Genomic DNA, 14,628 nt, shown 5'->3' on the forward strand with positions numbered 1-14,628 from the left:
CCCCAGCCCCGCTGACCGGCCCCCACGACGGCCGGGCCACCGGCGGCCAGGCCGGAACGACTCGCAGTAGACGGACACCGGATCGGCTCCGGAGACCGCCCGCGCCGCGTCGAACAGGTGGATCGCCATGTCCTGCACCAGCGGGTGCTCCAGCGTGTCGAGGAACGCCGCGCCCCCGGTACGGCATGAAGAACTCCGACGTCATCAGCCCGAGCGGCCCCAGCTCCGCCACCGTGCGGCGGAAGGCGACCAGTCCCGGCATGAACCGGCGGTTCTGGTTGACCGCGAACAGCCGCCGCGCCTCGTCGGCGACGTTCACCATGGACCGCGCCTCGACGAGGGTGACCGACATGGGTTTCTCGCTCAGCACCGACACCCCGCGCCGCAGCGCGGTGACCGTCACGTCGTGGTGCGCCTGCGGGGTCGTGCAGTTGTCATGCGTCTCCTGCCACTGGGCCTACCACCGGATGGGGGTGTGGGCGTTCTGCGGGGGCTCGGCGACGCCGTGCTCCGGGGCGGCCCACAGGACGGCGTTGGCCAGCACGCGCCGTACGTCGGGGTGGTGGTAGACGGGATACTCCTGGTCGCCCGGGGCGAAGTAGAAGATCCTGCCCAGGCCTCTGCGGTAGCAGCAGCCGCTGCGGAACACCTCGCCGCCGCTGAAGGAGCTGATGAAGACCAGCTCGTCGGGCTCGGGGATGTCGAACGGCTCGCCGTAGGTCTCGTGCCGGTCGAGGACCAGCGGACGCGGGATGCCGTGCGCGATCGGGTGGCCGGGGGAGACCGTCCACACCAGCTCGCGCTCGCCCGCGTCACGCCAGTTCAGGGTGCAGGTCGAGCCCATCAGCGAACGGAAGATCTTGGAGTAGTGGCCGGAGTGCAGCACCAGCAGGCCCATGCCGCCGAGCACGCGCCGCCGTACGCGGTCCACCACCTTGTCGTCCACCTCGTCGTGCGCCATGTGGCCCCACCAGGTCAGCACGTCGGTCTGGGTCAGGACCTGGTCCGTCAGGCCGTGCTCGGGCTCCTCCAGCACGGCGGTGCGGACGCGGACACCCTCGCCCAGCACCTCCGCCAGCCCGGCGGCGATGGCGCCGTGGATGCCCTCGGGGTAGCGGCGGCGTACCTCCTCCTCGCGGGGTTCGTGGTAGTTCTCGCTCCAGACGGTGACGTTGACGGTCATCCGCTTCCTTCCGGTCGATGAGTCATCGCCGTCGTACCCAAACGGTCACCCGTTCAGCACGTCCAGAGCCCGATCGACGTCGTCGGCGGTGGTGTAGACGTGGAAACTCGCCCGTACCCGGCCCGCCCGGACGGCCGCGCGGATCCCGGCCGCCTCCAGCCGCTCGCCGGGCGCGTCCACGGAGACGATGGCGCTGTCGCCCGGTTCGAGTCCGAGGCCGGTGCGGAACCGGTTGGCCAGGGCCACGTTGTGGTCGTGGACACGCTTGACGCCCAGCTCGTTGAGCAGCTCGATGGCCGGGGCGGCGCCCACGTACGAGAACCACGCCGGCGACAGGTCGAACGCGCGGGCGTCGGAGGCCAGGCGCAGCGGCAGGCCGTAGTAGGCCTCGCCGGCTCCGGCGTACCAGCCGGCGGCCAGCGGGCGCATGCGCTCGCGCACCCGCGGCGACAGGTAGCCGAAGGCGGCGCCGCGCGGCGCCATCAGCCACTTGTACGCCGCGCACGCCAGCACGTCGAGGCCCTGATCGACGTCCACGGGCAGCCAGCCGCACGCCTGCGAGCCGTCGGCGATGACCAGCGCGTCGTGGGCGCGGGCGGCGGCCACGATGTCGGCGAGCGGGGCGACCTCCCCGGTGGCGGACTGGACGAGGCTGAAGGCCACGGCGGCGGTCGAGCCGTCGATCGCGTCGGCCAGCCGATCGGGGGGAACGGTCTCGACGTCGGCCGCGACGGCCCACGGGAACAGGTTGCTGGTGAACTCGATGTCCGGCACCACGACCCGGGCGCTCGGCGGCAGGGCCGTGGCCACGACGGACATGATCTGCGAGACGGTGGAGCTCACGGTCACGTCCGCGGCCGGCGCGCCGATCATGCGGGCGAACGCCGCGCGGGAGCGGCCCACGGAGGCGTCCCACGGCTTCCAGTCGCTGGAGCCGTGCCGCCATTCGGTCAGCACGGCCTGGAGCTCGTCGAAGGCGCGGCGCGGGGGCAGTCCGTAGGAGGCGGTGTTGAGCCAGCCGGGATCGGCGTCCCAGAGCCCTGTGGCGATGTCCATGATGCCAAGGTTAGGACCCCAAAAACCAAATCTACAATGTAAAGGCGCCCGGCTCAGGCGACCCGCTCAAGGTCGTCGTGCGTGACCCCATGCGCCAGCGGCAAACCGGCGACCAGCCGTTCCAGCTCGTCGAGGACGGCGGCGCCCATCCGGGAGACCTCGTTGCCGTGCGAGCCCGCGATGTGCGGGGTCAGGAAGGCATTGGGCAGGTCGAACAGCGGCGAGTCCGGCGGCAGCGGCTCAGGCTCGGTGACGTCGAGGATCGCCGACAGCCGGCCCGTCTTCAGCTCGGCGATGAGGGCCTCGGTGTCGACCAGCGTTCCCCGGGCGGTGTTGATCAGCACCGCGCCGTCCGGCAGCAGCGCCAGCCGCTCGTGGTCCAGCATGTGCGTGGTCTCCGCGGTGGCGGGGGCGTGCAGGGTGACGATGTCGCTGCGGCGCAGCAACTCCTCCAGTGACACCTGCCGGACGCCGGGGACGAGCGTGTAGGGGTCGTAGAGGCACAGGTCGAAGTCGTACGGGGAGAGCAGCTCGATCACCTTGCGGCCGATGCGCGAGGCGCCGACGATGCCCACGGTCCGGCCGTTGTTGCCGATGGACGGCTGGATCTCGGCGAGGGTGAAGGTGCGCTCGCGCTGGTAACGCTCGTTCAGCGCGAAGACCCCCTTGCCGGCCAGCAGGATCGAGGCGACCGTGTACTCCGCCACGGGGACGGCGTTGGCCTCGGCGGCCGAGGACACCAGCAGGCCGCGTTCCCAGCAGGCGGGTGTGACCAGGGATTTCACCGAGCCGGCGGCGTGCAGCACGCCGCGCAGGCGGGGGGCGCGGGCCAGGACCGCCGCGTCGAGCGGCGGGCAGCCCCAGCCGGTGATGAGGATCTCGGTCTCGGACAGGTCCAGGCGCGGATCGTCGAAGTGCTCGGCGACCAGGGTCACGTCGATGTCGGCCAGCGTGTCCAGCCGCCGCAGCAAGGGCGCGGGGAAGAGCTGCGCGAGATGTTCCTCGCGCATGGCGAACAGCGCCTTCGGGCGTGGGGACACGGACGAGCCTCCATTCGTAGGGATCGGTTTCTAACCGTAGAAGCACAACTGATGGTGGTCAATGGTGCGTTCGAGTTGACGTGCCGGCCGACGTTATCCCATGAAGAATGCGCTTTACGGGTGCCGGATGCGACCCGTGTGTAACGTATCCGTAACGCTGCCTTGTGGTGAATGCCGCTCGGACGTAGCGTTCGCAGCTACCGGTTTCTATCCAACTTCGCGGGCACCTTCTGCCGCCTCAGACGGGACTTCGGTGATGAGCAGCACGCTAAAGGCGAGGCAAGAGCCTCAGACAAGACCTCCGACCGGGCCCCCATCCCGGCGCCGACGCCGCACCCGAGGCTCGGCGGCTCGCAAGGGCTGGGTGGTCGGGCTGCTCGCGTTGCCGGCGGTCGTGTTCTTCCTGGTCTTCAACTACCTGCCGATGGCCGGGCTGGTGGTGGCGTTCAAGGAGTTCGACGTCAACCAGGGGATCTTCGGCAGCCCGTGGAACGGGCTGGAGAACTTCGCCTACTTCCTGGAGTCCGGGGACGCGGCGCGGATCCTGTTCAACACCCTGTTCCTGAACGTGTTGTTCCTGGGGGCGACGCTGGCCGCGGGGATCATCCTGGCGATCATGCTGAACGAGATCCGCAGCACCTTCTTCAAGCGGGTCTCCCAGTCCGTGGTCTTCTTCCCCTACTTCGTCTCCCCGGTCGTGATCAGCATCATCCTGCAGGTGCTGCTCGCCGGGGCCTCGGGCGGGGGAGGGGCGGTCAACGACGCCCTGACCGGTTTCGGGCTGCCCTCGGTGGACTGGTACACCGAGCCGGGGCCGTGGCCGTGGATCCTCACCGTGGTGAAGATCTGGCAGCTCGGCGGCTACCTGAGCGTCATCTTCCTGGCGGCGATCATGGGCATTCCCGAGGAGGTCTACGAGGCAGGGATGATCGACGGCGCCTCGCGGGCCCAGATGGCCTGGCGCATCACGCTGCCGCTGCTGAAGCCCACCGCGGCGGTGCTGCTGGTGCTGGGGGTGGGCCGGATCTTCTACGGCGACTTCGGCACCATCTACGCGATCATCGGCGACAACGGCACGTTGTTCGACAACACCGACGTCATCGACACCTACGTCTTCCGCGCGCTGCGCCAGCTCGGCGACTTCGGCACCACCGCCGCGATCGGCCTGTTCCAGTCGGTGGTCGGCTTCATCCTCGTGGTGATCGCGGTGCTGATCCAGCGCAAGTACTCGAAGGAGACGAGCATCCTATGAGCAGCAGAAAGCTGGAGCCGTTCACCGTCGTCAGCGTCATCGGCGTCTCCCTCGCCGTGCTGGCCTGCGCCATCCCCTTCTGGATGATCATCTCGGGGTCGTTCACGAGCGAGACGAAGCTGGCCACGACCGGCTACAGCTTCTTCCCGGACTTCGATGTCACCGCCTACACGATGATTTTCACGGGGTCGGCGGTGCTGAACGCCTACCTCGCCAGCGTCTTCATCACCTTCGTGGGCACGGCGCTGTCCCTGGCGGTGACGTCGGGGCTGAGCTGGGTGATCGCTCGCCGGGTGCCCGGCATCAGCCGGCCGCTGACGATCTTCTCGTACCTGCCGATGTTGTTCTCCGGCGGCCTGGTGCCGCTCTATCTGCTGGTGACGCAGTACCTGCACCTGCAGAACAGCTACTTCTCGGTCATCCTGCCGCTGCTGGTCATGCCGTTCCTGGTCTTCGTCCAGGTCAGCGCCTTCCGCCAGCTGCCCGAGTCGATCTTCGAGTCAGCCAAGATCGACGGGGCCGGTGAGCTGCGCATCTTCTTCACGATCGCGCTGCCGCTGTCCAAGCCGATCCTGGCCGTCGTCGGTCTCTTCTACGCCGTGCACTACTGGAACGACTGGTTCATGGCGCTGCTGTTCATCGACGACGTGCACAAGTTCCCGCTCCCGCTCGTCCTGCAGAACCTGATCTCCAACATCTCGTTCACGGCGATGCTGCCGCAGCTGGCCGAGGCGGCCACCCCCGTCTACCAGCTTCGGCTCGCCCTGACCACCGTCGCCATCGGTCCCATCCTGCTCGCCTACCCCTTTGCCCAGCGCTACTTCGTCAAGGGCATCACCCTCGGTGCCACCAAGGGCTGATTCCGCTCCCCCCATTTCTGGAGTTACCGTGTCCAACCCCATGATGTCGCGGCGCGGCCTGCTGGCCGCCGGCGGTGGTCTGTCCCTCGCCGCCCTTCTCGCCGCCTGCTCCGACGACTCCACCGCGCCGGCCGCCGGCGGCGGTCAGACCAGCGGCCCGATCGCCTTGAGCCTGCTGCTGCCCGGCGACGTGCCGGCCGGCTGGGACGCCGTCCTGGCAGAGGTCAACAAGAAGCTCCAGGCCGATCTGGGCTTCACCATCAATCCGCAGTTCATCCCGTGGACCAGCTACGGCCAGCAGGCGCTGCTGAAGTTCACCGCCGGGGAGAAGTTCGACACCGCGCTGCAGGCGCGCTGGCTCAACATGACCCAGCTCGCGGCAAGCGGCTCGATCGTCGAGCTGAGCAGCCTGCTGGCGAGCGGCAAGTACCCCAACCTGGCCGCGACGATCGACCCGAAGATCATTGAGTTGAACCGGTGGAGCGGCAAGCTCTACGGGCTGCCGCAGATCAACTCGGTCGCTCGTTTCCACCACTTCAGCATCCGCCAGGACCTGGCCGAGAAGCTCGGCATGAGCGACATCACGGACTTCGCGGGGCTGGAGAAGTTCTGGTACGACGTCAAGCAGAAGAACAAGGACGTCACTCCGATCGGGGTCAGCTCCCGGATGCCCAAGCTGATGGTGGCGTGGAACCCGGTCGGCTGGCTCAACCCCTCCATGTGGGACAACCCCACCATGAGCATCGCCTCCTTCACCGGCGACTCGCTCAACTTCGTCCTGGCCGCCGACGGCAAGCAGACCGGCTCGTCCAACCCGATCCCGTGGTGGGAGGCCCCGGGCATGGTGGACGCGCTGCGCTTGATCCGGAAGTACTACCAGGACGGGCTGATCAACAAGAACGCCCTCACCCTGGACTCGAAGGCGCTGGACTCCCAGTTCAAGGCCGGCCGCGTCGCCACCGGCTGGGCCATGACCGACGGCCTGTCCTCCACGGCCCTGCCCGAGCTGACCAAGAACGTGCCGGGTGCCATGATCGCGAACGTGATGCCGCTCAAGGGCGGCGAGAGCGCCAAGCCGTACCAGACCTTCCAGAGCGACAACTTCGTCGTGCTCAACGCCAAGGGCCAGAGCAACGAGAAGGCCATGCAACTGCAGGACTGGGTGTCCATCAAGGAAAACCACGACCTGATCACCTACGGCCTGCCCGGCAAGGACTGGAATCCCGTCGGCGACGACACGTACGAGAAGGTGTCCACCTACACCTTCCCCGGCTTCGCCCTCTCGTGGCGGGCCAAGCTGGAGCGCCGGATCAAGGACATGACCGAGTCCGAGGCCAAGTGGTTCGACTGGGCCCAGGACATCGACAACTTCACCGTCGACCCGTACGCCAGCTTCGTCCCCGACCCCGAGCCGGTGAAGCGGGAGAACACCCAGGTCACCGCCGCGCTCACGCAGTTCGCCAACCCGCTGTTCATCGGCGCCGTGGACGTCGACCAGGGTCTGGACAAGCTGAAGAAGGCGGTGGACCGGGCCGGCCTGGCCAAGCTCCAGGCGGAGCTGGCCAAGCAGGCCGACGCCTACCTCAAGGGCCAGTAAGAAGCGAAGGAACGCACCCCCCATGAATCCTGAGCTGTCCCGGCGTACCCTGCTCCGCGCGAGCGGCGCCGGAGTCGCGGCCGCCGCGAGCTGGAACCTGCTGGCCGAGCCCGCGGCGGCCACCGCCCCCGCGGGCCGGCCGCTGGACGTGGTGATCTTCGGCGACGCCGCCTCCGAAGCCGCGCACGCGGTCACCCCGACGGGGTCCGACGTGGTGGCCGGGGCGCTCGGCCAGAGCGCCCGCGTCCTCAATCCCCAGACACCCGCGAGCGCCTGGGGTGGCACCGTCGCCTGCACCGTCAAGTGCGTGCCCGAGGGCACCACGTACGTGACCGTCAAGCTCTGGGGCGGCGACCGCGCCCCGACCGAGGCCGACCAGTCCCGGCTGCAGCTGTTCTGCGAAGGGCAACAGGTCGGCCACTACCACCTGGGCGCGGTCGACCCGCTGGACATCCTCAGCCTGGACGCCCACTCGCCAGGCCGGTTCCACTACCACACGCTGCCGCTGCCCGAGGTGATGACCAAGGACAAGGAGCAGGTCACGCTGGAGATCCGGGCCATGGGCCGGGTCTGGGGCTACGGGCAGAACGCCGCCGAGTTCTACCGCACGCTCAACAACCCGACCCGCCCCTTCTACCGCCTCTCCACGCACAGGGAGCCGTACTTCCCCGGAGACGGCGTCCAGGGTCCCGCACCCGAGGCGCCCGTCCGCCCCGAGCCGGGACCCGAGGTCCTGGAGACGATCAAAGCCAGGGTGATCAAGGAGCACCGCACCTGGCTGGGCGGCAGCGCCGCCTCGATGGACTCCTGGGCCTACCTGAGCCTGGCCGAAGGCTACTTCTACCCCGACAGCCCCGCCTACCAGAACCCCGAGGCCCTCGACCAGGTGTTGGCCGCGGTCGACGCCCGCTACACCAAGTGGCTCACCGACCCCACCGTGCTGATCGCCTCCGACCAGCAGTGGGAGGGCTTCGGCAAGGTGGGCCACGTGCTGGTCCTGCTCAAGGACGTGCTGGGCGACCGGCTGGAACGGCGCATCGGGGCCAGGCCCGTGGGCGCGCCCAACCCCGGGTTCGAGCGCGGCGGCACGGCCCCGGCCGGCTGGACCACCGCCCGATGGGCCGGTACCGCCACCTGGCTCTGGGATGACACCGTCAAGCGCAGCGGCTCCCGTGCGGTCAAGGTCGCCGCCGACGCCGGCGCGGTCGCCGGGTGGAGCACCTCGCAGAACCGCACGCTCATCGGCCAGGGCAGGCACCGCTACAGCGTCTGGGTCAAGACGGAGAGCGTCGCCGCCCCCGGCGCGTACCTCAACGTGCTCTTCTACGACCCCGCCGGAAAGATCGTCGGCACCGACCAGAGGATCCTCGCGCCCACCGGCACCAACGACTGGACGCAGATCACCACCGAGCTGACCACCCCGGCCACCGCCGTCGAGCTCCGCCTGGACGTACGGGTGCACGGCGGCGGCACCGCCTGGTTCGACGACGTCGAGGTCACGCCGCTGGACGGGGCCACCGAGCCGGATCAGGGGGACCTGCCGATCCGGCGGGAGGCGTACACGACGATGATGGCCGAGTCCGTCTCGTACTGGCGTCAGCACATGCCGCACTACAGCAACCAGGTGCAGATCTGCGCGCTCGGCATCTACCGCTGCAACCGCGGCCTGATGCTGATAAGTCCCGACAAGGCGCCGCTGACTGAGGAGAAGGCCCGCGACTACATCCACCAGGCCATCGGCTCGAGGCCCTTCCTCGGCAGGGAGGACGCCTCCGGCATCCCGAGCAAGCCCCTGGGCGAGCACTTCTACCAGGCCACGCGCAAGGGGCTGACCAAGGAGCTCGGCTACGTCGGCAGCTACGGCGAGGTCACCTGCTGGCTGGTGCAGCTGTACGAGGCGGTCACCCGCTTCGACGGCGTCAAGGACCCCGAACTCGAGGCGCAGCTGGTCAAGATGATCAACGCGCGGGCCGTGTTCCGCTACCCCGAGGTCGACAACGACGGCTACCGGACCATGCGCCTGGAAGCGGCGGTCGGCTGGCGCGACGACCACTACCCCGGCGTCGTCACCTACGCACAGCGGGTGGACTGGGACGGCCACCCGCTCATGGCCTCCGCCGTCTTCGACGACCCCGCGATCGTCGGCCGCGGCCAGCGCATGGTCGCCGACAACCAGTTCTTCGGCGGTCTCGATCTCCTGGAGACGCACACCTGGTCGCGGGTCGGGGTGGTCGCGCTGCGCCTGCTCCTGCGCGACTGGCCCGCGTTCACCGCGCGTACGGCCCAGCCGCAGGCGTTCCCGATGGACTGGGACGCGCCCGCCTTCGTCTTCTCCGACGAGGAGAACGGCGTCGTCGCCATCAAGAACGGAAAGGAGATCCTCTACGCCTCCCTCTACTGGCGGGCACGGCAGGCCGTGAACAACCTGGCCCGCGTCCACCACATCACCCCCGACACCCACCGGGTCGCCACCCTGCGCCAGCAGTGCTCCGTCACCCCGACCGGCGAGACCTGGACCGAGCGGGACTGGCTCTGCTTCAACTTCGCCATCAACGACCCGGCCGCCTCCCACATCCCGCCCGGCGGTTTCCCGCCGCCCGGCCCCGAGCTGCACCAGGCCTTCGCCGGCGAGGTGCTCAGAGTCGGGCCGCACCCCGCCGACGTGCCCGACCCGGCGCTCGGCGTGGACTTCCCCGGCGTCGAGAAGCTCTTCGTGGGCAAGGCGCAGTTCTACCGCTGCTCCTACGGCCGCTACCTGATCGGGATGAACACCGACGGTGAGCGCACCCGCCGCCTGTACACCACCGGACCGGGCACGGCCCGCGACCTGGTCACCGGCCGGCGGGTCCGGCTCGGCGGGCCGATCGACGTCAAGCCGCTCAGTACCGTGGTCCTCTACCTGGAGGACTGACGCTTGGAACTGCACGTCCGGACGCGCGGGTCCGCCGGCCCGCCGCTGCTCCTGGTGCACGGATGGGGCGGCGACCACCGGGCGTGGGACGCGCTCGACTTCGGCGAGCGCCGGGTGATCGCCGTGGACCTGCGCGGCCACGGCGAGTCCCCGGTTCCCGCGACCGGTTACACCCCCGCCGACCTGGCAGGCGATCTGCTGCCGCTGATCGAGGAGCCGGTGGTGGCCGTCGGGCACTCCATGGGCGGCCAGGTCGTCACCGCGCTGGCGGTCGAGCACCCGTCGGCGGTCCGCGCGCTGGTCGTCGTCGCCCCGGCCTACGGGGCGGACGAGGCCGAGGAGCGGCTCATCCCCGGCCGCCTGGCCGCGCTGCGGGCGGACGGGGCCGCGGCGGCGTCGCGGCAGCTCGGGCCGCTGCCCGCGCCGGTGACGGAGCAACTGCTGGCGACACCGGGGCACGTGCTGGCCGAGTGCTACGCCGGCATGTACACGCGGCCGGGGGCCTTCGGGGTGCGGCGGGCGGCCGAGCGGTATCTGGCCAGGCGGACCTGCCCGGTGCTCGCCGTGCACAATGTGCCGGAGGCCGCGCGGTGGGAGGCGGGGTTGCCGGCGCACCCGGGCTCCACGACCGTCGTGTGGCCGGAGGCCGGGCATTTCCTGCACCTGGAGCAGCCGCAGAGATTCGCGGACCTGGTGCTGTCCGGCTGCTGAGCCTGGCTCAGCCGCGCAGGCGCAACATCACCTTGCCGCCGCCCGCAGCGGCCACGGCCATGGCCTCGGCCGCCCGGTCGAGGCCGAAACGTGCGGGTGACCAGGGGATCGACCCGCAGGCCGTCACGCATGGCGGCGAGGGCCTCGTCGAGCTCGCCGACGAAGCGGTAGGACCCGATCCAGGTGATCTCCCTGGTCACGAGGTCTCCCAGGACGGCCGGGGACGGGGTGCCGGGGAGGTTGCCGACCTGGACGAGCGTCCCGCCGCGAGCGGTCGCCCGCAGCACCCCCGCGAGGGCCGCGGTGGCCCCCGACGCCTCGATCACCACGTCGACGTCGTCCGGGAGCCGCTCGCCCGCGCCCAGGTCGGCCACCTCGTCGGCGCCCATGGCCCTGGCGATGCCGAGCGGTGCGGCGCTCACGTCGGCGGCGATCACGGTCCTGGCCCCGCGGTGTTTCGCCGCCGCGACGACCAGCGACCCGATCGGCCCGGCTCCGTTGACGAGCACGTCCTTGCCGCGTACGTCGCCGGCGCGGCGCACCGCGTGCAGGGCGACGGCGAGCGGCTCGGCAGCTCGCCCGCCGCCACCACCGGGTGGACCGTGACGGCCCGCCCCGGCTCCAGCCCCGCTGCGCCGGCCCCGGCGATCCGGCCCGCCACCTCGTGCCCGAGCACCAGGGGGTGCCGGAGCACGGCGGTGCCGGAGGCTCCGTGCCGCCAGTAGCCGATGTCGGATCCGCAGATGCCGCCCCACTCCAGGGCGAGCAGCACCTCTCCCTCGCCCGGCGAGGGGTCGGGCACCTCCTCGATCCGCAGATCCCCGGGACCGTGCACCACGACGGCCTTCACGCAGCCTCCTCCAGCCTGACCAGGTCACGCCCGCACGACTCGGGCGACAACAGCGCCGACACGAGCGAGTAGACCCGAGTATGGCCGCCGCCGTCCACCAGGCCGGTCACCGCGGTCGGCGTCGCCGCCACCACCGGGCGATGGTCGCGGGGCGGCCGCCGCTACGTTGTCCGTCATGACGATGGCTCCCCTGCCACTGACCTGCGGGAAGCGCGGATCGGTGCGGGGCCGCTGCGCCTCGTCGAGGCGGTCCAGGGTGGCCAGGCTGAGCGACGGTACGGTCACGGCGGTCACCAGTCCGGAACCGCGGTCTTCTCCGCATACCCCATGTACTCCTGAATACCGCAAGCCGGCACGGTCATGTCGAGGCGCACCGCGGCCGCGAGCATGATCGGCGAGGTGATCCGGTGCGCACGCGACGACGCGACCACGACCTGACACGGCATGGAGCTGGCCCGGCTCATGCCCGGCTGAGCCCGAGGGACGGCAGCCGGGCCAGCTCCTCCTCCGTCAGGACCAGCGCCGCCGCCCGGGCCGACGAGCGGGCCGATTCCGGACGGGTGGCGCCCGGGATGGGGATGACGTGCTGGGAGTGGGCCAGGTGCCAGGCCAGGCAGATCTGCTGAGGGGTGCTGCGGCGTTCCTCGGCCACGGCGTGGAACGGGGTGCGCGGCACGGTGTGGCCGGGACCGTCCAGGGCGCTGCGGGCGATGCCTCCCAGCGGGCTCCACGGGAGGAAGGCGATGCCGAGGCGGTCGCAGAGGCGGAGTTCGGGGAGGCTGTCGCGGTGCTGCGGGGAGTAGCGGTTCTGGACCGAGACCAGGGAGTCCCCGAGGATGGCCCGGGCCTCATGAATCTGGTCGCAGGTCACGTTGGAGAGGCCCGCGGCGCGGATGAGACCCGCGTCGAGCAGGTCGCGCAGGGCGCCCACCGAGTCGGCCCAGGGAACGTCCGGGTCGGGCTTGTGCAGTTGGTAGAGGCCGATCGCCGACACGCCCAGGCGGCGCAGGGAGCCCTCGCAGGCGCGTCTGATGTGGCCGGGGTGGCCGTTCACGGTCCAGCTGCCATCGCCGGGCCGGGTGCGCCCGCCCTTGGTGGCGATGAGGAGGTCCGAGATGTCGCCGGGCCAGGCGGCCAGGGCCTGGGCCAGGAGCTCCTCGTTGTGGCCGCGTTCGCCGGCGTGCCAGTGGTAGGAGTCGGCCGTGTCGATGAGGGTGATGCCCGCGTCGAGGGCGGCGTGCACGGTGGCGATCGCGCGGGCGCGGCCGGGGCGGCCCTCGATGGACAGCGGCATGGCGCCCAGGCCGATGGCGCTGACGACGGTGGTTCCGATGCGGCGGGGGAGCATGGTCTTTCAGACTTCCTGGGAGATCTCGGCGGTGGTCTCCGCGACCGCGCTCGGCAGCCAGTCGGTGACCTTGGTGAGCGAGAAGCCGAGCGCGGTGGCGCGGGCGGTGCTCATCGCGTACGGGCGGTCGAAGGAGAACGGGGAGGCGGGCTCGCCCTCGGGGACGGTGCGGTAGACGGGGGACGGCGAGGCGGTCGCGGCCGCGATCGCCTCGCACAGGTCCGTCACGGTGAAGGCGCCATGGGAGGCGGCGTTGACCGGGCCGGTGAAGTCGGACCGCGTGGCCGTCCAGTGCAGGAACGCGGCGATCTCCTCGTGGTGGACGAACGACGTGCGGGCGGGGTCGCGGTGCACGGCGACGGGACGGCCCGCGGTGATGCGTGCCACGTAGTGGCGCAGCCGCCCGGTGAAGTCCCGTGGGCCGCCGCCGAGGACGTGAGCGCTGCGTACGGAGACGAACGGGAACACCGGGTCGCGGGAGAACACCGCCTCTGCCTGGCGCTTGCCCTCCGCGTACGCCGTGGCCTCGCCGACGAGGCGGGTGAGGGCGGCCGAGGACCGCCACGGCAGGTCCCACGTCACCGGCCGGCCGGCCGGGTCCACGGTGCTCTCCGGAACCGGGGTGGCGGCCGGGGGCCGCGGGGATGCGCAGGTGGCCGGGTCGTAGACCTCCATCGTCGAGGTCATCACGTAGCGGGCGGTGCGGCCGGTGAAGACCCGGCGGGCCACGGCCGCCTGGACGGGGGTGTAGCAGACCTGGTCGACGACGGCGTCGAACGTCCGGGTCCCCAGGGCGCGGGTGAGCGCCTCCTCGTCGTCCCGGTCGGCGATGACGTGGTCGGTTCCGGGCGGCTGCGGCGCCGATCCCCGGTTGACCACGGTGACGTGGGCTCCCGCGTCCTGGAACAGGCCGATCAGGTGGCGGCCGAAGTAGCGGTTGCCGCCGATGACGCAGATCTGTGGCATGAGCCAAGCCTGGCCGTGTAGCGTCCCCAGAAGTAGTGATGACTTACTGATTCCGTGTTAAGGAAAACTGTTGATCGACGCTCATCGGCTGCGGGTGCTGCGGGAGGTGGCCGCGTACGGCAGCTTCAACCGCGCGGCGGCCGCGATGCTGCTCACGCCGTCCGCCGTCTCCCAGCAGATCGCCGCGCTGGAACGGCAGCTCGGCACCCGTGTCGTCATCCGCAGCACCCGCGGTGTGGTCCTCACGGAACCGGGGCGGCTCCTGGTGGAAACGGCCGAGACGATCGCGGCCGAGCTGCGGCACGCCCGGGAGCGCATCGATGAGCTGGCCTCCGGCCGGGGGCGGCTGACCATCGCCACGTTCACCAGCGCGGGCCGCGCGCTGCTGCCCGGCGTGCTCACGCGGTTCGTCGCCGCCCATCCCCGGGTGGAGGTGAACGTGGTGGAGCGGGAGCCCGAGGACAGTCTGCCTTTGGTCCGGCGCGGCGAGGCGGATCTGGCCATCGCCTACCACTTCGACGGGCCGCTGCCGGTGCTGCCCGGGGACCGTACCGGGTTGAGGTGGACGCCGCTGGCGGAGGATCCGTTGTCCGTGGCGCTGCCGACCGCCCATCCGCTGGCGGGCCGGGCGTGCGTGGACCTGGCCGACCTGGCCGAGCAGCCCTGGGTGATCGGCTGCTCCAAGACGGAGACGTTCCTGCGGGGCTACGCGGCCGCGGCCGGGTTCGAGCTGCGGGTCAGCGGCTCCACCAGCGACTATCACCTCGCCCAGGCGCTCACCGCGGCGGGCCTGGGCGTCAGCCTGGTGCCTGCCATCTGCCTGGCGCCCGAGACGCCCGGCCTGGCCGTCGTCC

General features: G+C 70.8%; 15 protein-coding genes and 1 pseudogene. 6 read left to right on the plus strand and 10 right to left on the minus strand.

The annotated features are described in order from the left end of the window. From ETD86_RS45355 to ETD86_RS45370, 4 genes are all read right to left on the minus strand, one after another. Positions 1-403, minus strand: a 403-nt coding sequence (locus ETD86_RS45355; RefSeq protein WP_170223616.1) for a Gfo/Idh/MocA family oxidoreductase, incomplete at its 3' end; no start/stop codon positions are given. Positions 404-457: 54 nt separating this feature from the next. Next, positions 458-1,183: a ThuA domain-containing protein gene (locus ETD86_RS45360; RefSeq protein ID WP_138672822.1), complete on the minus strand. Its 726-nt coding sequence runs from the start codon at positions 1,181-1,183 to the stop codon at positions 458-460. A gap of 45 nt (positions 1,184-1,228) precedes the next feature. Next, on the minus strand, positions 1,229-2,239 hold the full coding sequence (locus ETD86_RS45365) for an aminotransferase class V-fold PLP-dependent enzyme (protein ID WP_138672823.1): 1,011 nt from the start codon (positions 2,237-2,239) through the stop codon (positions 1,229-1,231). 53 nt (positions 2,240-2,292) lie between these two features. Beyond that, complete coding sequence (locus ETD86_RS45370) at positions 2,293-3,279, minus strand: hydroxyacid dehydrogenase (RefSeq protein ID WP_138672824.1); 987 nt, start codon at positions 3,277-3,279, stop codon at positions 2,293-2,295. A 364-nt stretch (positions 3,280-3,643) separates the two neighbouring features. On the opposite strand from ETD86_RS45370, the gene ETD86_RS45375 reads away from it, so the two are divergent. Genes ETD86_RS45375 through ETD86_RS45395 form a run of 5 tightly spaced genes read left to right on the plus strand, consistent with a single transcriptional unit; the run spans position 3,644 to position 10,610 of the window. Continuing rightward, positions 3,644-4,531, plus strand: coding sequence for an ABC transporter permease (locus ETD86_RS45375; RefSeq protein ID WP_211370719.1), 888 nt, complete (start codon positions 3,644-3,646; stop codon positions 4,529-4,531). Further along, positions 4,528-5,391, plus strand: coding sequence for a carbohydrate ABC transporter permease (locus tag ETD86_RS45380; RefSeq protein ID WP_138672826.1), 864 nt, complete (start codon positions 4,528-4,530; stop codon positions 5,389-5,391). The genes ETD86_RS45375 and ETD86_RS45380 overlap by 4 nt, the downstream gene beginning before the upstream one ends. A 28-nt stretch (positions 5,392-5,419) precedes the next feature. Continuing rightward, positions 5,420-6,988: an extracellular solute-binding protein gene (locus ETD86_RS45385; protein ID WP_138672827.1), complete on the plus strand. Its 1,569-nt coding sequence runs from the start codon at positions 5,420-5,422 to the stop codon at positions 6,986-6,988. 22 nt (positions 6,989-7,010) lie between these two features. Further along, on the plus strand, positions 7,011-9,899 hold the full coding sequence (locus tag ETD86_RS45390) for a Tat pathway signal sequence domain protein (RefSeq protein WP_138672828.1): 2,889 nt from the start codon (positions 7,011-7,013) through the stop codon (positions 9,897-9,899). A gap of 3 nt (positions 9,900-9,902) precedes the next feature. Beyond that, positions 9,903-10,610 carry an alpha/beta fold hydrolase gene (locus tag ETD86_RS45395; protein ID WP_138672829.1) on the plus strand — a complete coding sequence of 236 codons (708 nt, stop codon included), beginning with the start codon at positions 9,903-9,905 and terminating at the stop codon, positions 10,608-10,610. Between the two features lie 194 nt (positions 10,611-10,804). Here ETD86_RS45395 and ETD86_RS58755 read toward each other — a convergent pair. The 6 genes and pseudogenes from ETD86_RS58755 to ETD86_RS45410 all read right to left on the minus strand — a co-directional run. Continuing rightward, positions 10,805-11,152, minus strand: a pseudogene (locus ETD86_RS58755) (zinc-binding dehydrogenase); the annotation flags it as partial. After that, positions 11,044-11,460: an alcohol dehydrogenase catalytic domain-containing protein gene (locus ETD86_RS58760; RefSeq protein ID WP_246149282.1), complete on the minus strand. Its 417-nt coding sequence runs from the start codon at positions 11,458-11,460 to the stop codon at positions 11,044-11,046. The gene ETD86_RS58760 and the pseudogene ETD86_RS58755, both read right to left, overlap by 109 nt. Continuing rightward, positions 11,457-11,594: a hypothetical protein gene (locus ETD86_RS56065; protein ID WP_170223615.1), complete on the minus strand. Its 138-nt coding sequence runs from the start codon at positions 11,592-11,594 to the stop codon at positions 11,457-11,459. Before ETD86_RS56065 ends, ETD86_RS58760 begins: the two co-directional genes overlap by 4 nt. A 156-nt stretch (positions 11,595-11,750) precedes the next feature. After that, positions 11,751-11,891 (minus strand): hypothetical protein, encoded by a 141-nt coding sequence (locus ETD86_RS56070; RefSeq protein ID WP_170223617.1) that lies wholly within the window; start codon positions 11,889-11,891, stop codon positions 11,751-11,753. Positions 11,892-11,920: 29 nt separating this feature from the next. Further along, a complete protein-coding gene (locus ETD86_RS45405; RefSeq protein WP_138672830.1) occupies positions 11,921-12,808 on the minus strand; it encodes an aldo/keto reductase in 888 nt (295 codons plus the stop codon). Positions 12,809-12,814: 6 nt separating this feature from the next. Next, positions 12,815-13,774 (minus strand): NAD-dependent epimerase/dehydratase family protein, encoded by a 960-nt coding sequence (locus ETD86_RS45410; protein ID WP_138672831.1) that lies wholly within the window; start codon positions 13,772-13,774, stop codon positions 12,815-12,817. Positions 13,775-13,844: 70 nt separating this feature from the next. Here ETD86_RS45410 and ETD86_RS45415 point away from each other — a divergent pair. Then, positions 13,845-14,628: LysR family transcriptional regulator (locus ETD86_RS45415; protein WP_138672832.1), on the plus strand; the 784-nt coding region annotated here is incomplete at its 3' end.

Source organism: Nonomuraea turkmeniaca, assembly GCF_005889735.1.
GTDB lineage: Bacteria > Actinomycetota > Actinomycetes > Streptosporangiales > Streptosporangiaceae > Nonomuraea > Nonomuraea turkmeniaca.